The organism is Mycobacterium avium subsp. avium, from assembly GCF_009741445.1.
Taxonomy (GTDB): domain Bacteria; phylum Actinomycetota; class Actinomycetes; order Mycobacteriales; family Mycobacteriaceae; genus Mycobacterium; species Mycobacterium avium.
The window spans coordinates 2,531,963-2,549,038 of sequence record NZ_CP046507.1 but is presented as its reverse complement, the minus strand read 5'-3'; the positions used below and the strand labels follow the sequence as shown (position 1 = coordinate 2,549,038).

Here is a 17,076-nt window from a genome sequence, read left to right as displayed (position 1 = left end):
GCGATCCCCAAGATTTCCGCCACGGTCCATGTGCATCGAAGGGGGACCTGTGAATTCCGTGAAGTCCATTGCCACGGGCGTGGCGGCGCTGACCGCCATTGGCGGCGCCGCCGCCGGTGTGGCTTCCATTGCAGCACCGATGGGTCTGGATCATGTGCAACTGGCTGCGGTCGGCGCGCCACTGCCGCAGGACCCGCCGCCGCCTCCGCCCCCGCCGCCGGGTGCGCCGGGCCAGTTGCCGACGGCCGATCAGTTGGCCACTCTGTGCAACCAGGTAACCGACCCCGGCGTCAACTACAGGGAGAAGGCCAACTTCGTTGAAAACGGCGTCAGCCAAAACGAGGGCATGGTGGCCGACCACGACCTGCGAAAGGCCTACCGCAACGGGAACTTTCCCGAGCAGTTCAACGTGACGAACATCGCGCCGGCGGGTCCGAACATGGCCCAGGCCGACGTCGCCATCACGGGCCCGAAGTTCGCCGGCCCGGTGACCAAGCACCTCGCGTTCGTCAACCAGGGTGGGAACTGGGTGCTGCAGCACGACGCGGCGATCGCGCTGATACAGGCCGCGACCGCCACCAACTGATGACCGCGCGGTGCCTGCCGCGCAAACCCGAAGCCAGTCCGGCGGGTTCGCCGGACGTTCCGACACTCGAGGACACCCCATGCGTCGCCTCCTGGCGGCGCATGGGGTTTGGCATCTTCGGCCACCGGTAAAACGCCCGCACAGCCGGCGCACAGGGTGCTCATGTCGTTCGCACAACGGGCGGCCGTAACGTATCGGTGCCGAGACACGAAGTACGAGACGCAACGGGCACGCTGACACCACCCGAGCGTCGAGATTCGTGCCCACCGAAGGGGGAACCATGAACACTGTCAAAACCCTTGCCACCAGCGTGGCAGCTCTGGCGATCGTCGGCGGCGCGGCCGCCGGCCTGACCTCGATGTCGGAGCCGAGCCCCCAGGTGGGGGTGCAGCTCGCCACGATCGGCGCGCCGGTTCCGCAGGATCCGCCGCCGGCGCAGCCGGTCGCGGGCGCCAATGTCCCAACGCCCGATCAGCTGACCGGCCTGCTCAACAGCCTGGCCGACCCGAGCGTGTCGTTCAGCAACAAGAGCAACCTGGTGCAGGGCGGCATCAGCGGCATCGAGGCGCACGTCGCCGACAAGAAGCTGCAGAAGGCCGCGAAAAACGGTGACCTGCCGCTGTCGTTCGACGTGACGAACATCCAACCCACCGCCGCCGGTTCGGCGACCGCCGACGTGTCGGTCTCCGGTCCCAAGTTGACGTCCCCGGTCACCCAGAACGTCACCTTCGTCAACCAGGGCGGCTGGGTGCTGTCGCGGGCCTCGGCGATGGAGCTGCTGCAGGCCGCCGGTCAGTGATCGGCGCCGGGGGCGCGCAGGCCTAATTTCGCGATGCGTGCCGGATCCGCCAGCACATCGATCTCCCGGATCCGGCCGCCCCGCACCACGAATCCCATGACGGACGCCGCGTGTCCGGCGACGAAGATGACGGCGCCGGCGGCGCCGTTGACGGTCGCGGCGCGCACCTCGCGGTCGGGCCCGGCGTAGCTTCGGGCCAGCCTGGCCACCGAGGCCGCACCGTCGGCCCGGAACGCCGCCGCGGCCGGGCCGAAGTCACCTCGCAGCACCACCTCGGGATGCAGCACCGACACCAAACGCTCGAAGTCACCACTGCGGCCCGCCGCGAAGAAGGCGTCCACCACCTCGCGTTGGGCGGCCAGGTCGCCGTCGGGAACCGGATCGGCCCGCTCGATCCGCCGGCGCGCCCGGCTGGCCAGCTTGCGGGCCGACTCCGGCGTCCGATCGACGATGGTGGCGATCTGATCGAACGGCACGCTGAAGACGTCGTGCAGCACGAAGGCCAATCGCTCCGCCGGGGGCAGCGTGTCCAGCACCACGAACAGCGCCAGCCCCACCGCGTCGGCCAGCATGGCGCGGTGTTCGGGATCGAATTCCTCGTCGGCTTCCACGATCGGGTCGGGCAGGCGGACGCTCAGCTCCTCGCCGCCGTGAGTTCGGCGCTCGCGCAACATGTTCAGGCAGATGCGGGCGACCACGGTGGTCAGCCACGCGTCGGGGTTGACGATCTCCCCGGAGCTGCCGCTCAACCGCAGCCAGGCCTCCTGCACGGCGTCCTGGGCGTCCTCGAACGAGCCCAGCATGCGATAGGCGAGGGCGCCCAACCGCGGCCGGGCCGCCTCGAAGCGCGCCGTCAATGCCCGCAGTGACGGCGATGACGGCGCGGACGCATCGGGATTGGTCACGGGCGACCGGTCTCCGGCAGGGCGCACACGCGGTCGCCGGAAAAGCCCGACGACCCGATGTCGAGCGCGATGTTGAAGCGGGCGCGCAGATTGCCCAGCGTGATGACGTGGGTCAGGCCGACCAGTTGGGCGGTGTCGAAGTGCGCGCGCAGCGCCTCGAAAAGTTCATCGCTCACCTCGACGGGGGTGCGGCTGATCGCGGTCGCGTATTCGAGGATCAGTTTGTCGAGGTCGGAAAAGCACGGCGCGTCCCGATAATTGGCCATCCCCAGCAGCTCTTCGTCGGTGATGCCCCATTGCCGGGCGATCTGCGAGCCGAGGTCTATGCAGTATTCGCAGCGCACCGTCGTCGCCGATTTCAGCTCCGCCAGCGCGCGGTGGCGCGGACTGAGAACGTCCAGCTTCGATTCGGCCTGCTCCAACTTGCCGTAGGCGTTGAGCAGTCTCGGGATGTGGGCATACATCCGCAGCGGTTCCAGCATTCCCGCGGTTTCCAGCCCGGTCATCTGCGCGAGCTTGCGCCTGGTGAAGAAGAAGGCGATCTTGGCGCCCAGGCCGGCGTCGCGGTCGGAGACTCCCTGTAGCCGTGGCATGGCGATCCTCCCGGCAAGTTGTGGTCGTGAACCAACGTCCTCACTAGGTCGACACGCGGGAAGGCCCAAACGTGACCACTAACTCACCCGGGTTGGCCCAGGGGCATGTCCATGTCGAACACGCGGGCGTGAAGCACGGTGCGGTTCCGCAGCGCCGCGCGCACCGCGCGGTGCAGGCCGTCCTCGAGATAGGTGGTGCCCTTCCACCGCACCGCGTGCGGGAACAGGTCGCCGTAGAAGGTGGAGTCCTCCGAGAGCAGGCGGTCCAGCGCGAGCACCGTTGTGGTGGTGACCAATTCGTCGAGCCGGATCTGTTGCGGCGGTATCTGGGACCAATCCCGATAGGACAGGTTGTGCTCGGGATACGGTTTGCCGTCGCGCACGCCCTTGAAAATCATTGGCCGATCTCCCCCGACGCATAGCTGTGGCCCGACCGGTTCATGCTGGAAAGGCTAGCCGGACACTGGCCGTCCCGGCGAGCAGACGCTCGCGCTCCACCGGTGCGGGCGACGGCGCCCGAGACCGTAAAATGAACCGGGTCAAAGCGGTATCGAAGGAGGTGACGACCAGTGGGAACTGCCGATGACCGACGGTTCGAGGTGCTGCGGGCCATCGTCGCCGATTTCGTCGCCACCAAAGAGCCGATCGGTTCCAAGACGCTGGTGGAGCGCCACAACCTGGGTGTCTCGTCGGCCACCGTCCGCAACGACATGGCGGTGCTCGAGGCCGAGGGCTACATCACCCAGCCGCACACCAGTTCCGGGCGGGTGCCCACCGAGAAGGGCTACCGCGAATTCGTCGACCGGCTCGACGACGTCAAGCCGCTGTCCTCGGCCGAACGGCGCGCGATCCAGGGATTCCTGGAGTCCGGTGTCGACCTCGACGACGTCCTGCGCCGCGCCGTGCGGCTGCTCGCGCAACTGACCCGGCAGGTGGCCGTCGTGCAGTACCCGACGCTGTCGTCGTCGACCGTGCGCCACCTCGAAGTGATCGCCCTGACGCCCGCTCGGCTGCTGATGGTCGTCATCACCGACTCCGGCCGGGTGGACCAGCGCGTCGTCGAACTCGGCGACGTCATCGACGACCACGAACTCTCCCAGCTGCGGGAGATGCTCGGCCAGGCGCTGGTGGGCAAGAAACTGTCAGCCGCCTCGGTCGCGGTGGCCGACCTCGCCGGGCAGCTGAGCAGCCCGGAAGGGCTGGGCGACGCCGTGGGCCGATCGGCGACGGTGTTGCTGGAGTCACTCGTCGAGCACACTGAAGAACGCCTGCTGATGGGCGGCACCGCCAACCTGACCCGCAACGCCGCCGATTTCGGCGGCTCGCTGCGCTCCATCCTGGAAGCGCTCGAGGAGCAGGTGGTGGTGCTGCGGTTGCTGGCCGCCCAGCAGGAAGCCGGTAAGGTGACGGTTCGCATCGGCCACGAGACGGCCGCCGAGCAGATACTGGGCACTTCCGTGGTGACCACCGCCTACGGCACCTCCGACACCGTTTACGGGGGAATGGGTGTGCTGGGGCCCACCCGGATGGACTATCCGGGAACTATCGCCAGCGTTGCCGCGGTTGCCCTTTATATCGGCGAAGTCCTGGGTGCTCGATGAACGCGCACCCGCAGTGTGGGTAGGCGCGGAGAAGACCAGGTATAGGAGAGTCAGGCGTGGCACGCGATTATTACGGGCTGCTCGGCGTGAGCAGAAACGCCGGTGACGCGGAGATCAAGCGCGCGTACCGCAAGTTGGCGCGCGAACTGCATCCCGACGTCAACCCCGATGAGGCCGCGCAGGCGAAGTTCAAGGAAATCAGCGTCGCTTACGAGGTGCTGAGCGACCCCGAGAAGCGGCGGATCGTCGACCTGGGCGGCGATCCGATGGAGAATGCGGCCGCGGCCGGCGGCGGTTTCGGGGGCCTGGGCGACGTGTTCGAGGCCTTCTTCGGTGGCGGCTTCAGCGGTGGCGCGACCTCCCGAGGTCCGATCGGGCGGGTACGGCCCGGCTCGGATTCGCTGCTGCGGATGCGGCTCGATCTCGAAGAGTGCGCGACCGGCGTCACCAAGCAGGTCACCGTCGACACCGCTGTGCTGTGTGACCGCTGCCAGGGCAAGGGCACCAACGGCGACTCGGCTCCGGTGCCGTGCGACACGTGTGGTGGTCGCGGCGAGGTCCAGACCGTGCAGCGCTCCCTGCTGGGGCAGGTGATGACGTCACGGCCGTGTCCGACCTGCCGCGGCGTCGGGGTCGTCATCCCCGACCCGTGCCACCAGTGCATGGGTGACGGCCGGGTGCGCGCCCGCCGGGAGATCAGCGTCAAGATCCCCGCCGGTGTCGGCGACGGCATGCGCGTGCGGCTGGCCGCCCAGGGCGAGGTGGGACCCGGCGGCGGGCCGGCCGGTGACCTGTACGTCGAGGTGTACGAGCAGAGCCACGACGTCTTCGTCCGCGAAGGCGACGACCTGCACTGCACCGTGTCGGTGCCGATGGTCGACGCGGCGCTGGGCGCCACGGTCACCGTCGACGCCATCCTGGACGGCGTCAGCGAGATCACCATTCCGCCGGGCACCCAACCGGCTTCGGTCATCACGCTGCGCGGCCACGGGATGCCGCACCTGCGCACCGGCACCCGCGGTGATCTGCATGTCCACGTCGAGGTGGTGGTTCCCGCCCGCCTGGACGCCCGCGACACCGAACTGCTGCGCGAACTGAAGGCCCGCCGCAGCCGCGACGTCCCCGAGGTGCGCTCGACCCACGCCGGCGGCGGCCTGTTCAGCCGGCTGCGCGAGACGTTCACCGGACGCTAGCCAAGGCGCGCCGATGGTCGCGACCCTGTTCTACGCCGACGCGCTGCCCGAGACCGGCGCGCTGGCCGTCCTGGGCGGTGACGAGGGGTTTCATGCCGCCAGCGTGCGGCGGATCCGCCCCGGCGAGCAACTGGTGCTCGGCGACGGCGCCGGCGGCCTGGCGCACTGCGAGGTGGAGCACGCCGGGCGTGACGGGCTGCGCGCGCGGGTGCTCAAGCGCTGGAGCGTCGCGCCCGGAACCCCGCCGGTGACCGTCGTGCAGGCCCTGCCGAAGTCGGCGCGATCGGAGCTGGCCATCGAGCTGGCCACCGAGGCGGGGGCCGACGGGTTCCTGGCCTGGCAGGCCGCCCGCTGCGTGGCCAACTGGCACGGCGCCCGGGTCGAGAAAGGTCTGCGCCGCTGGCGTGCGGTCGCCCGTTCGGCGGCTCGGCAATCGCGCCGGGCGCACATCCCGCTGGTCGACGGGGTGCTGTCCACCCCGGCGCTGACCTCGCGCATCCGCGACGAGGTGGCCGGCGGCGCGACGGTGCTGGCCTTGCACGAGTCGGCCACCGAGCGGCTCGCCGACGCCGACCTCGCGGGAGCGACATCGGTGTTGTTGGTGGTCGGTCCCGAGGGCGGGATCGCCGACGACGAGATGGCGGCGTTGTCCGACGCGGGCGCGACGGCGGTGCGGCTGGGTCCGCAGGTGCTGCGGACGTCGACCGCCGCGGCCGTGGCGCTCGGTGCGCTGGGGGTGCTGACCCCACGATGGGACCACCCGCCGAGCCTGTAAAGACTCGTCGCGCGCTGCACATTGGGCCAGCGTCGACCCGGCGGTAGGATAAAAACGCTAGAAAACGCCGGAATCGGCGAGCACTTCACACAAGGCAGGCATCGAAAACCACGTGACGCCCCGCGAGACCAGCGCTGCTGACGCAGCCGGACCCCTGTCGGCCGACGCTCAAGTTCGCAGCAGCATCAATGTTCCGCCCCATTCCGTCATGGGCCTGCTGGGTTCGGCAGACGAGAACCTGCGCTCGCTGGACTGGAACGCACCCTTGACGCGGATCTACACGTGCGCGGCAACACCGTCACCATCTCCGGTGAGCCCGCCGACGTCGCGCTCGCCGAACGGGTGATCTCCGAACTGATCGCGATCGTCGCCGGTGGGCAGCCGTTGACCCCGGAGGTGGTCCGGCACAGCGTCGCCATGCTGGCCGGCACCGACAACGAGTCACCGGCCGAAGTGCTCACGCTGGACATCCTGTCGCGGCGCGGCAAGACGATCCGGCCCAAGACGCTCAACCAGAAGCGCTACGTCGACGCCATCGACGCCAACACCGTCGTCTTCGGGGTGGGCCCGGCCGGCACCGGCAAGACGTACCTGGCAATGGCCAAGGCGGTCAACGCTTTACAGACCAAACAGGTCAGCCGCATCATCCTGACCCGCCCGGCCGTGGAAGCCGGTGAGCGCCTTGGCTTTTTGCCGGGCACGCTCAGCGAGAAGATCGACCCGTATCTGCGGCCGCTGTATGACGCCCTGTACGACATGATGGACCCCGAGGTGATCCCGAAGCTGATGTCGGCCGGGGTCATCGAGGTGGCGCCGCTGGCCTACATGCGCGGCCGCACCCTGAATTCGGCGTTCATCGTGCTCGACGAGGCCCAGAACACCACCGCCGAGCAGATGAAGATGTTTCTCACCCGGCTGGGTTTCGGGTCCAAGATCGTCGTCACCGGCGACATCACCCAGGTCGACCTGCCCGGCGGCGCCACGTCGGGCCTGCGCTCGGCGATGGAGATCCTGGACCGCGTCGACGACATCCACGTCGCCGAGCTGACCAGTGTGGACGTGGTGCGCCACCGGCTGGTGTCGGAGATCGTCGACGCCTATGCGAAGTTTGAAGAGCCCGGCCTGACCATGAACCGGGCGGCGCGACGGGCGTCGGGCTCGCGCGGTCGTCGATGATGGTGTGCGGTGAGCGGGATCTATGAGCATTGAGGTGTCCAACGAGTCGGGTATCGACGTCTCCGAAGCCGAGCTGATCAGCGTCGCGCGGTTCGTCATCGCCAAGATGGACGTCAATCCGGCGGCCGAGCTGTCCATGGTGCTGCTGGACACCGCGGCGATGGCCGATCTGCACATGCGCTGGATGGACCTGCCCGGGCCGACCGACGTGATGAGCTTCCCGATGGACGAGCTGGAGCCGGGCGGCCGCCCGGATGCCCCGGAGCCGGGGCCCGCGATGCTGGGCGACATCGTGCTGTGCCCGGAATTCGCCGCCGATCAGGCGGCCGCGGCCGGGCACAGCCTGGGGCACGAGTTGGCGCTGCTGACCATCCACGGGGTGCTGCATCTGCTCGGCTACGACCACGGCGAGCCGGACGAGGAAAAGGAGATGTTCGCCCTCCAGGACCGGTTGCTCGAGGAATGGGTGGCCGATCAGGTGGAGGCCTACCACCAGGACCGCCAGCAGGAGCGCGACCGCCGATTGCTGGACAAGTCAAGGTATTTCGACAACTGATGCCCGCAAAATTGAGCCGACTCCGGATTCTGGCGGCCGCCGCGATCGCTTTCGCGCCGTTGTCGGTGGTGGTCGACGGCCCGGCGGCGCAGGCGGCGCCGTGTGCCGGCGCCGGGTCGAACCCGGTCTCCTGCCAGCACTGCATGTTCTACGTGAACGCCTACCACACCGCCAACGTGTGCAACGAGGACCGGCGGGGGGTGCAGGGCCCGCCGAGCAACGCGCCCACCCGGCCCCCGGAAGTGCCGGTGCCGGCTTACGAGCCGCCCCCGATCCCGGTGCCGGTGCAAAGCCCGCTGGTGTTGCCGCCGCCCAACGCGGGCCAGGGCGCCGTGCCGGTGCTCGAGATCAATCCGCCCGGGCCCGACGCGCCGCGCGACGCCCCCGTGGTGGCACCGCCCCGCGGCCTGGATGCGCCGTCGCTGGCGATCGCCGCGGCCAAGGCCGCCCCGGTGACCCGCGTCGACCCGGCCAACCCGCCCAAACCGCCCACCCAGGTGGACTTCAACCAGCAGGTGCAGAACGTGGTGGCCGCGCACCGGGAAAACGTCGACGTGCTCAAGGTCGACGAGCAACGGCTGATCCGCCCCCGCCACTGGGACTACATCGACTACGACGACGCCTACCGCCGCCCCACCCTCTACAACCCGCTCAATTCGGCGGTCACCTTCCGCTACTTCTACAACGGCGCCTACCAGCAGGCCTACCTGGCGCGCGGCGCGCGGATGGTGCTCGACGCCGCGACGGTCGGCGTGGTCCCGTTCACCGCGGTCGGCGACAGCTATGTGGCCGCGGGCAGCTTCTACGGCGGCGGATCGATTCCGCTGAACGGCTACAACGGCCCGCCGCCGCCGGACTACAAGCCGCCGGCGCCGCCGAAGCTGTACGAGAACGTGACGGCCTTCATCCCCGCCAAGGGTGAGACCGTCGAAGTCGGCCACGTGGCGGTGGTGGGTCACGACGGCAGCCAACCCGCGGGCAGCCAGGACACCTTCCTGCTCGACGACTCCACCCTGGCCTGGGGCCAGATCGACAACTCCAGCAGCGCCCCGGCCCAGATCCGGGTCATCAAGACCCAACCGCTGCCGGGCGCCGGGCCGACCGACGACGGCGGCTTTTTGGTGCTGCTGGCGGTCCACCACCAGGAGCCCGGTCAGCCCAGGCAGTCCGGGTGGGGTCTGGCGCTGCGGTTCGGGGGCTTCGCGGTGGTGGTGGGCGTGATCGCCTGGCTGCTGGCCCGCCGGAGCCGGTCCGAGGAGCAGAACGCCGATTCATGACCGGCTGGTCTGAGTTGCTGGGTGCGGTGGCGTTGATCGCCTTGGGCGGCCTGTTCGCGGCGATCGATGCGGCCATCAGCACGGTGTCGCTGGCCCGGGTGCAGGAGCTGGTGCGTGACGAGCGGCCCGGCGCGGTGGCGCTGTCCAAGGTGATGTCCGAGCGGCCCCGCTACATCAACCTGGTGGTGCTGCTGCGGATCACCTGCGAGATCACCGCAACCGTGCTGCTGGTGGTGTTTCTCTACGACAACTTCGGGCTCAGGTGGGGGCTGTTCGGCGCCGCCGCCATCATGGTGGTGACCAGTTTCGTGGTCATGGGGGTGGGCCCGCGCACCCTGGGCCGTCAGAACGCCTATTCCATCGCGTTGACGACAGTCCTTCCGCTGCAAGTCATTTCATGGCTGCTGATGCCGATCAGCCGGTTGCTGGTGGTGCTGGGTAATGCGGTCACTCCCGGCCGGGGGTTGCGCAACGGGCCGTTCGCCTCCGAGATCGAGCTGCGCGAGGTCGTCGACCTGGCCCAGCAACGCGGCGTGGTCGCCGCCGAGGAACGCCGCATGATCCAGTCGGTGTTCGAACTCGGTGACACCCCGGCCCGTGAGGTGATGGTGCCGCGCACCGAGATGATCTGGATCGAGAGCGACAAATCGGCGAGCCAGGCGATCAACCTGGCGGTGCGCAGCGGGCACTCGCGCATCCCGGTGATCGGCGAGAACGTCGACGACATCGTCGGGGTGGTGTACCTCAAAGACCTTGTGCAGCAGGCGCTCTTACCCGGCGGCAGCGGCCGGGCCACACCGGTGTCGCAGGTGATGCGGCCCGCCGTCTTCGTGCCGGACTCCAAGCCGCTGGATGCGCTGCTGCGGGAGATGCAGCGCGACCGGAACCACATGGCGCTGCTGGTCGACGAGTACGGGGCGATCGCCGGGCTGGTCAGCATCGAAGACGTGCTGGAGGAGATCGTCGGCGAGATCGCCGACGAATACGACCAGGCCGAGACCGCACCGATAGAAGACCTGGGCGACAAGCGGTTCCGCGTGTCGGCGCGGCTGCCCATTGAAGACCTCGGCGAGCTCTACGGCGTGGAGTTCGACGACGATCTCGACGTCGACACGGTGGGCGGCCTGCTCGCCCTGGAGCTGGGTCGGGTGCCGCTGCCCGGCGCCGAGGTGATATCGCACGGCTTGCGGCTGCACGCCGAAGGCGGCACCGACCACCGCGGCCGGGTGCGGGTGGGCACCGTGCTGCTCAGCCCGGTCGAATCCGACCGGTCACCCGACGGTGAGGAACCCGAGCATCATGACTGAATTCCGTTCCGGCTTCGTATGTTTGGTCGGGCGCCCCAACACCGGGAAGTCCACGCTGACCAACGCGCTGGTCGGCACCAAGGTCGCGATCACCTCGATGCGGCCTCAGACCACCCGGCACACCATCCGCGGCATCGTGCACCGGGAGGACTTCCAGATCATTCTGGTGGACACGCCGGGGCTGCACCGTCCCCGCACCTTGCTGGGCAAGCGGCTCAACGACTTGGTGCGCGACACCTACGCCGAGGTCGACGTGATCGGGCTGTGTATCCCGGCCGACGAGGCGATCGGCCCGGGTGACCGCTGGATCGTCGAGCAGATCCGGGCGACCGCGCCGAAGACGACGCTGGTCGCCATCGTCACCAAGATCGACAAGGTGCCCAAGGACCGGGTGGCCGCGCAGCTGGTCGCGGTCAGCGAGCTGGTCGGCGACGGCGCCGAGATCGTTCCGGTGTCCGCGGTGACCGGGGCGCAGGTCGACATCGTGATCGACGTGCTGGCCGCGGCGCTGCCGCCCGGGCCGGCCTACTACCCCGACGGCGAGCTGACCGACGAGCCCGAGGAGGTGCTGATGGCCGAGCTCATCCGGGAGGCCGCCCTCGAGGGTGTTCGCGACGAGCTGCCGCATTCGCTGGCGGTGGTCATCGACGAGGTCAATCCGCGGGAGGACCGCGACGATCTGATCGACGTGCACGCGCTGCTCTACGTCGAACGCGACAGCCAGAAGGGCATCATCATCGGCAAAGGGGGTGCGCGGCTGCGCGAAGTCGGCACCGCCGCGCGTGCCCAGATCGAGAAGCTGCTCGGCACCAAGGTGTATCTCGACCTGCGCGTCAAGGTCGCCAAGAACTGGCAAAGCGATCCCAAACAGCTTGGCAGGCTGGGCTTTTAGCGGGATGTGGTCGGTACGCGCAATCCTGGCCGGTGCGCGGTCGCGACTGCGCCCGAACGGACCGGGCGGGCTGCGGGCATCGCTGGGGGCCGACGTGCCGGTGGACGAGGTGACCGGCGAGGTGCGCCAGTTGCTCGGGTGACGCCTCAGGCGAGCACCCGGATGGTCTGCAGCGACGGATCGGCCGCGTCGGGCAGGTTCATCCCCGCGGCCACACCGGAGCAAAGGTAGTCCAGCACAGCATCATTGAGCCGCTCGCCGGGGACGACGGCGGGGATGCCCGGGGGATAGGGCGTGATCTGTTCGGCGGCGATCCGGCCGGCGGCGGTTTTTGTCGGCACTTCCTGCACCCGCCCGAAAAACGCGTCGCGCGGCAATTCGACTGTCTCCAACTGCATTTCGGCCGGCGACGGCAGCGCGATCCGGGGGGCGGGGTCGAAGTCCTGCGCCGCGGTGCGCCACGCCCGCAGCGCATCGGTGAGACGGCCCAGCGTCTCCTTGTCGTCGGCCATGGACAAGGTGGCCAGGATGCGGCGGTGGTCGCTCATGCCCACGTCGATGCGCGCGTGCTCGCGCAGCCAGTCGGCGGCCTGATAACCCGATGTGCCGGTGCCGCATACGTCGATCAGCACCTGCATGCGGTCCAGGTCGTGGGACGCCTGTACGCCCAGCAGCTCGTCGTCGAGCACCTCCACATCGGGAATGAGCTCGATCTCGTCGCGCACCTGCCGCGCCAAATCCAATGCGGCGCCGAGCAATTGGTGACCGTGCTGCACCATCTGCCGGCGCCAGCCATCCATCGCCGCGTAGATCAGGACGTTGGGGCTGGTGGTCATCAGCAGATCCGCGCACGCCGAGAGGCGGTCCCGGTCGATGAGGTCACCCTGGACGTGGAACACCGAGCCCTGCTCGAAACCGGCGCCCATCTTGTGCACGCTGACCACGCACACGTCGGCGCCGGCATCCATCGCCCAGGTCGGCAGGTCCTCGTGGAACGGCAGGTGCGCCCCCCACGCCTCGTCGAGGATCAACGGCTTGCCCCGCCGATGACACACCTCGGCGATGCCGGCGATGTCGGCGCAGGTGCCGTACGGGCTGGGGCTGACGACCAGCGCACCGGCGGCATTGGGATGCTTGTCCCAGGCCTCTTCGACCTGCTGCGGCGAGGGCGGATGAGAAAAGTGACGCTCGGCGTCCCAGCGGGGAGTGATCCAGCGCGGCTGCACCCCGGAGAAGATCAGCCCCGCCACGATCGACTTGTGGCTGTCCCGGCCGACCAGCAGGCTGCCCTGCCCACCGGCCACCGCCATCATCGCCGCGCGCACCGACAGGGAGCTGCCGCAGGTGGAGAACCAGGCGATCTCGGCGCCGACGGCCTCGGCCATCAGGTCCTCCGCGCGCTGCAGGTAGCCGTTGCTGGTGCGACGGTCGTCGAGCCCGCCGCTGGCCAGCACGTCGTCGAGAAAGGGCTCGCGGCCCAGCACCGCGAGGACCCGATCGTCGGTGCCGCGGCCCTGCCGGTGCCCGGGCGGCGCGAACCCGTACCGGTTCTTGTCGCGATAGTCGGCCAGCGCGTTGAGCAAAGGTGCGTCGGATTGGTCCATTGCGCTCGGATACCCCGGTTGTGCACGGCCGACTCGCCGCGGCCGGCCGCCGGCGCGCTCGTCGCGGGCGGCCGTCACCCGGTGGGCGCGGGCTGGCCGGGGGCGGGGGGAGTGTCGGCGCTCTGGTCCCACCAGGGCTGCGGCTGTTTGCTCGCCCACCCGGACACCGCCTCCAACTCGGCGGCCAGCGAGATCAGCATGCCCTCGCTGTTGGCCGGGCCCATCAGCTGCACGCCGATCGGCAGGCCGTCGGAGGTGAAGCCGGCCGGAACGTTGATGGACGGCCAGCCCAGCACGTTCCACGGGAAGGTCAGCGGGCACGCCGCGATCATGGCGCGGTCGGTGCCGAAGCCGCTGAGCCGGTCGAAGGCGCGGGCCAGCGGCGGGGGTTGCGCGGTGGTCGGCGCCAGCACCACGTCGACGATGTCGAAGATCGAGCCCACCCGGCGCTGGTCGGCGGCCTCGTGGCGGCGGGCGCTGCGCAGGATCGCCTGTCCCAGCAGATGACCCAGCCGCAAGTTGGCCACCGTGCGGGGGTCCAGAACCACGCCGTCGCCCAACCGCTCCTCCCAGTCCCGCAGGCCGGCGGTGGAGCGGGCGAGAAAATCCCACGACAGCCGCATGCCGTAGTCCGGGTTGCCCGGCACCACGGTGTGGCCCAGCAGCTCGAGTTGCTTGCCCACCGCACGGGTCGCGGCCAGGATCTCCGGATGCAGCTTCGGCCGGAACCCCGTGTAGGGGAACCGGGTCGACAGCGCGATGTTCAACGGACCGGGCGCCTTGCCCACATAGTCGGAGGCGGTGATCGGGGGCGGTTTGTGCCGGTCGCCGTCGACGTTGCCGGACGCCGCGTCGAGCACCAACGCCGCGTCGGCCACCGTGCGGGCCAGCACGCCGTTGACCGTGATCCCGTTGAACGCCTCTGGCAGCGGCCAGGTCGAGATGCGTCCGCGCTGCGGCTTGATGCCCACCAGGTGCGTCCACGCCGCCGGGATGCGGATGCTGCCGGCGCCGTCGGACCCGATGGCGGCGGTCACCAGGCCCGCGGCCACCGCCGCGGCGCTGCCGCCCGACGATCCGCCCGGGGTGTGCCGGCGCGACCAGGGATTGCGGGTGTGCCCGAAGCCCGGTCCGCTGGTGAACGGCCATTGCCCGAGTTCACAGGTGTTGGTTTTGCCAACGATCACCGCGCCGGCGGCCTTGAGGCGGCGAACCACCTCGGCATCGTGCGTGGCGGGCGGCACCGAGCCCTCGGTGCCGAAGGCGGTGGGCACGCCGGCAATGTCGACGTCGTCCTTGACGGCGATCGGAATGCCCAGCAGCGGGGCGGTGTCCCCGGCCGCGCGGCGCCGATCGGCCTCGGCGGCGTCGGCCAGCGCCGACTCGGTGAGCACCACCCGGAAGGCGTTCAGCGTGGGCTGGCTGGCATGGATGGCGTGCAGCGAGCGACCCACCAGTGTGGTGGAACTCACCGACCGGCTGGCCAGCTGATACAGCAGGTCAGTCAGGGTGGGCAGGCGCCGGTTGCCGGATCCGGAACTCGAGCCGGAAAGCGCCCCGGGACCCGACTCAGAAGCGCCAATCACGGGGTACGAGACTAACGGCGCGGATCCCCGCAATGTCGCGGCGGGGTGCAAAACTATTGGGATGCGGCTGTATCGAGACCGAGCTGTTGTGCTGCGCCAGCACAAGCTCGGCGAAGCCGACCGGATCGTCACCCTGTTGACCCGGGACCACGGGCTGGTTCGCGCGGTGGCCAAGGGGGTACGCCGCACCCGCAGCAAATTCGGCGCGCGGCTGGAGCCGTTCGCCCATATCGACGCGCAGTTGCATCCGGGCCGCAACCTCGACATCGTCACCCAGGTCGTCTCGATCGACGCGTTCGCCACCGACATCGTCAGCGATTACGGCCGCTACACCTGCGCGTGCGCGATGCTGGAAACCGCCGAACGCCTCGCCGGTGAGGAGCGCGCCCCCGCTCCGGCCCTGCACGGGCTCACGGTGAGCGCGTTGCGGGCGGTGGCCGACGGCCGCCGGTCCCGGGACCTGCTGCTGGACGCCTACCTGTTGCGCGCGATGGGCATCGCCGGATGGGCGCCGGCGCTGACCGAGTGCGCCCGCTGCGCCACCCCCGGCCCGCATCGGGCGTTCCACGTCGGCGCCGGCGGCAGCGTGTGCCCGCACTGCCGCCCGGCCGGTTCGACGACACCGCCTCCCGGCGTGCTGGACCTGATGTCGGCGTTGCACGACGGCGACTGGGAGTTCGCCGAGCAGACGCCGCAATCGCACCGCAACTACGTCAGCGGCCTGGTGGCCGCGCACCTGCAATGGCATCTGGAGCGCCAGCTCAAGACGTTGCCGCTCGTCGAGCGGACCTATCACATCGACCGCACCATCGCCGACCAGCGCGCCACGCTGATCGGGCAGGATATGGACTGTGGTTAGAGCCGAGCGCGCCCCGAAGTCGACCGGCTTCCCGCAGCTGCCCCCGGCGCCCGACGACTACCCCGTGTTCCCGGACAAGTCGACGTGGCCGGTGGTCTTCCCCGAGTTGCCGCCGTCGCCCGGCGGCGGGCCGAGCCGGCCGCCCCAGCACATCTCCAAGGCGGTCGCGCCGCGCATCCCCGCGGACCGACTGCCCAACCACGTGGCCATCGTGATGGACGGCAACGGCCGCTGGGCCACCGAACGGGGCATGTCACGCACCGACGGCCACAAGGCCGGCGAGGCGGTGGTCATCGACATCGTCTGCGGCGCAATCGAAATCGGCATCAAGTGGCTCAGCCTGTACGCCTTTTCCACCGAGAACTGGAAGCGGTCCCCCGAAGAGGTCCGGTTTTTGATGGGCTTCAACCGCGACGTGGTGCGGATGCGACGGGTGAACCTGAACACGATAGGGGTCAAGATCCGCTGGGTGGGTTCGCGGCCCCGGCTGTGGCGCAGCGTGATCAACGAATTGGCGATCGCCGAGGAGATGACCAAGCGCAACGACGTCATCACCGTCAACTACTGCGTCAACTACGGGGGCAGGGCCGAAATCGCCGAGGCCACAAAGGAAATCGCCCGGCTGGCCGCCGCCGGCCGGTTGAACCCCGAGCGCATCACCGAGTCCACCGTGGCGCATCACCTGCAACGGCCCGACATCCCCGATGTGGACCTGTTCCTGCGGACCTCGGGGGAGCAGCGGTCCAGCAACTTCATGTTGTGGCAGGCCGCCTACGCCGAATACATCTTCCAGGACAAGTTGTGGCCCGACTACGACCGCCGCGATTTGTGGGCCGCCTGCCAGGAATACGCTTCCCGCAACCGCAGATTCGGGAGCGCATAATGTCCTCGCTGCAAGAGCGTCTGGCATCGGTGCTGCGCGAGGTGCTGCCGTCGCAGGAGGAGTCCGACGGCGCGCTGACCGTCCACCACGAGGGCACCATCGCCTCGCTGCGGGTGGTCAACATCGCCGAGGACCTCGACCTGGTGTCGCTCACCCAGATCCTGGCCTGGGACCTGCCGCTGACCAAGAAGGTCAGCGACCACGTGGCCAGGCACGCCCGGGATGCCAACTTCGGCAGCGTGAGCCTGGTCGAGAAGGTCAACAAGACTGCCGTGCAGCGCAATTCGGGCAAGAACACCGCCAAGCTCGCCGACGTGATGCTGCGCTACAACTTTCCCGGCGCCGGCCTGACCGACGACGCGCTGCGCACCCTGGTGTTGCTGGTGCTCGATACCGGCGCCCGGATCCGTCACACGCTGACCGATTGAGTCCTTCCCGCCTGCCGAGCGTGAAGCTAGTTTCACGCTCGACCGCGAACGTGAAA

18 protein-coding genes and 1 pseudogene are annotated in these 17,076 nt (G+C 69.3%); 14 read left to right on the top strand and 5 right to left on the bottom strand.

Going from position 1 to position 17,076, the window contains the following annotated elements:
• Positions 1-49: 49 nt before the first annotated feature.
• Both MAA44156_RS11890 and MAA44156_RS11885 read left to right on the top strand, forming a co-directional pair.
• Entirely contained in the window at positions 50-586 is a 537-nt protein-coding gene (locus tag MAA44156_RS11890; RefSeq protein WP_009976241.1) for an MTB12 family secreted protein, read from the top strand.
• A gap of 280 nt (positions 587-866) precedes the next feature.
• A complete protein-coding gene (locus MAA44156_RS11885) occupies positions 867-1,385 on the top strand; it encodes an MTB12 family secreted protein (protein WP_009976242.1) in 519 nt (172 codons plus the stop codon).
• Here MAA44156_RS11885 and MAA44156_RS11880 read toward each other — a convergent pair.
• The 3 genes from MAA44156_RS11880 to MAA44156_RS11870 form a co-directional block, all read right to left on the bottom strand.
• Entirely contained in the window at positions 1,379-2,290 is a 912-nt protein-coding gene (locus MAA44156_RS11880; RefSeq protein WP_009976243.1) for a sigma-70 family RNA polymerase sigma factor, read from the bottom strand. The two genes, MAA44156_RS11885 and MAA44156_RS11880, sit on opposite strands and share 7 nt — an antisense overlap.
• The gene (locus MAA44156_RS11875; RefSeq protein ID WP_009976244.1) at positions 2,287-2,883 is read right to left on the bottom strand and encodes a carboxymuconolactone decarboxylase family protein; all 597 of its coding nucleotides are present in this window, start codon (positions 2,881-2,883) and stop codon (positions 2,287-2,289) included. Before MAA44156_RS11875 ends, MAA44156_RS11880 begins: the two co-directional genes overlap by 4 nt.
• A gap of 83 nt (positions 2,884-2,966) precedes the next feature.
• Positions 2,967-3,281, bottom strand: coding sequence for a type II toxin-antitoxin system VapB family antitoxin (locus MAA44156_RS11870; protein WP_008255581.1), 315 nt, complete (start codon positions 3,279-3,281; stop codon positions 2,967-2,969).
• 171 nt (positions 3,282-3,452) lie between these two features.
• Between MAA44156_RS11870 and hrcA the strand changes: the two genes are divergently transcribed.
• From hrcA to MAA44156_RS23315, 9 genes and pseudogenes are all read left to right on the top strand, one after another.
• Positions 3,453-4,484: a heat-inducible transcriptional repressor HrcA gene (gene hrcA / locus MAA44156_RS11865; RefSeq protein ID WP_009953090.1), complete on the top strand. Its 1,032-nt coding sequence runs from the start codon at positions 3,453-3,455 to the stop codon at positions 4,482-4,484.
• 56 nt (positions 4,485-4,540) lie between these two features.
• Positions 4,541-5,677 (top strand): molecular chaperone DnaJ, encoded by a 1,137-nt coding sequence (dnaJ, locus tag MAA44156_RS11860; protein ID WP_009976246.1) that lies wholly within the window; start codon positions 4,541-4,543, stop codon positions 5,675-5,677.
• Positions 5,678-5,690: 13 nt separating this feature from the next.
• Positions 5,691-6,452 carry a 16S rRNA (uracil(1498)-N(3))-methyltransferase gene (locus MAA44156_RS11855; protein WP_009976247.1) on the top strand — a complete coding sequence of 254 codons (762 nt, stop codon included), beginning with the start codon at positions 5,691-5,693 and terminating at the stop codon, positions 6,450-6,452.
• 112 nt (positions 6,453-6,564) lie between these two features.
• A pseudogene (locus tag MAA44156_RS11850) lies at positions 6,565-7,628 on the top strand (PhoH family protein).
• A gap of 22 nt (positions 7,629-7,650) precedes the next feature.
• Positions 7,651-8,184 carry an rRNA maturation RNase YbeY gene (gene ybeY / locus MAA44156_RS11845; protein ID WP_009976249.1) on the top strand — a complete coding sequence of 178 codons (534 nt, stop codon included), beginning with the start codon at positions 7,651-7,653 and terminating at the stop codon, positions 8,182-8,184.
• Complete coding sequence (locus MAA44156_RS11840; RefSeq protein WP_009976250.1) at positions 8,184-9,461, top strand: hypothetical protein; 1,278 nt, start codon at positions 8,184-8,186, stop codon at positions 9,459-9,461. The genes ybeY and MAA44156_RS11840 overlap by 1 nt, the downstream gene beginning before the upstream one ends.
• Positions 9,458-10,768: a hemolysin family protein gene (locus MAA44156_RS11835; protein ID WP_009976252.1), complete on the top strand. Its 1,311-nt coding sequence runs from the start codon at positions 9,458-9,460 to the stop codon at positions 10,766-10,768. Before MAA44156_RS11840 ends, MAA44156_RS11835 begins: the two co-directional genes overlap by 4 nt.
• Positions 10,761-11,660 carry a GTPase Era gene (era, locus tag MAA44156_RS11830; protein WP_009976254.1) on the top strand — a complete coding sequence of 300 codons (900 nt, stop codon included), beginning with the start codon at positions 10,761-10,763 and terminating at the stop codon, positions 11,658-11,660. The genes MAA44156_RS11835 and era overlap by 8 nt, the downstream gene beginning before the upstream one ends.
• A 4-nt stretch (positions 11,661-11,664) precedes the next feature.
• Entirely contained in the window at positions 11,665-11,802 is a 138-nt protein-coding gene (locus MAA44156_RS23315; protein ID WP_009976256.1) for a hypothetical protein, read from the top strand.
• Between the two features lie 4 nt (positions 11,803-11,806).
• On the opposite strand, the gene MAA44156_RS11825 is transcribed toward MAA44156_RS23315, so the two are convergent.
• Both MAA44156_RS11825 and MAA44156_RS11820 read right to left on the bottom strand, forming a co-directional pair.
• Positions 11,807-13,264, bottom strand: coding sequence for an aminotransferase class I/II-fold pyridoxal phosphate-dependent enzyme (locus tag MAA44156_RS11825; protein ID WP_009976257.1), 1,458 nt, complete (start codon positions 13,262-13,264; stop codon positions 11,807-11,809).
• Between the two features lie 74 nt (positions 13,265-13,338).
• The gene (locus MAA44156_RS11820; RefSeq protein WP_009976258.1) at positions 13,339-14,850 is read right to left on the bottom strand and encodes an amidase; all 1,512 of its coding nucleotides are present in this window, start codon (positions 14,848-14,850) and stop codon (positions 13,339-13,341) included.
• A 61-nt stretch (positions 14,851-14,911) separates the two neighbouring features.
• Here MAA44156_RS11820 and recO point away from each other — a divergent pair, with 61 nt between their 5' ends.
• From recO to MAA44156_RS11805, 3 genes are read left to right on the top strand one after another with little or no spacing between them, the layout of a single operon-like run.
• The gene (gene recO, locus MAA44156_RS11815; RefSeq protein WP_003878322.1) at positions 14,912-15,709 is read left to right on the top strand and encodes a DNA repair protein RecO; all 798 of its coding nucleotides are present in this window, start codon (positions 14,912-14,914) and stop codon (positions 15,707-15,709) included.
• Positions 15,702-16,592, top strand: coding sequence for a decaprenyl diphosphate synthase (locus MAA44156_RS11810; protein WP_009976260.1), 891 nt, complete (start codon positions 15,702-15,704; stop codon positions 16,590-16,592). Before recO ends, MAA44156_RS11810 begins: the two co-directional genes overlap by 8 nt.
• Positions 16,592-17,020, top strand: a complete 429-nt coding sequence (locus MAA44156_RS11805) for a hypothetical protein (protein WP_009976261.1) — start codon at positions 16,592-16,594, stop codon at positions 17,018-17,020. The genes MAA44156_RS11810 and MAA44156_RS11805 overlap by 1 nt, the downstream gene beginning before the upstream one ends.
• Positions 17,021-17,076 lie beyond the last annotated feature (56 nt).

Bases quoted from the DNA above. Each gene is read 5' to 3' on its own strand.
- era (WP_009976254.1), top strand. From the start codon at position 10,761: ATGACTGAATTCCGTTCCGGCTTCGTATGTTTGGTCGGGCGCCCCAAC.
- MAA44156_RS11855 (WP_009976247.1), top strand. From the start codon at position 5,691: ATGGTCGCGACCCTGTTCTACGCCGACGCGCTGCCCGAGACCGGCGCG.
- MAA44156_RS11885 (WP_009976242.1), top strand. From the start codon at position 867: ATGAACACTGTCAAAACCCTTGCCACCAGCGTGGCAGCTCTGGCGATC.
- recO (WP_003878322.1), top strand. From the start codon at position 14,912: ATGCGGCTGTATCGAGACCGAGCTGTTGTGCTGCGCCAGCACAAGCTC.
- MAA44156_RS11840 (WP_009976250.1), top strand. From the start codon at position 8,184: ATGCCCGCAAAATTGAGCCGACTCCGGATTCTGGCGGCCGCCGCGATC.
- MAA44156_RS11875 (WP_009976244.1), bottom strand. From the start codon at position 2,883: ATGCCACGGCTACAGGGAGTCTCCGACCGCGACGCCGGCCTGGGCGCC.
- MAA44156_RS11825 (WP_009976257.1), bottom strand. From the start codon at position 13,264: ATGGACCAATCCGACGCACCTTTGCTCAACGCGCTGGCCGACTATCGC.
- MAA44156_RS11835 (WP_009976252.1), top strand. From the start codon at position 9,458: ATGACCGGCTGGTCTGAGTTGCTGGGTGCGGTGGCGTTGATCGCCTTG.
- MAA44156_RS11870 (WP_008255581.1), bottom strand. From the start codon at position 3,281: ATGATTTTCAAGGGCGTGCGCGACGGCAAACCGTATCCCGAGCACAAC.
- MAA44156_RS23315 (WP_009976256.1), top strand. From the start codon at position 11,665: ATGTGGTCGGTACGCGCAATCCTGGCCGGTGCGCGGTCGCGACTGCGC.
- ybeY (WP_009976249.1), top strand. From the start codon at position 7,651: ATGAGCATTGAGGTGTCCAACGAGTCGGGTATCGACGTCTCCGAAGCC.
- MAA44156_RS11805 (WP_009976261.1), top strand. From the start codon at position 16,592: ATGTCCTCGCTGCAAGAGCGTCTGGCATCGGTGCTGCGCGAGGTGCTG.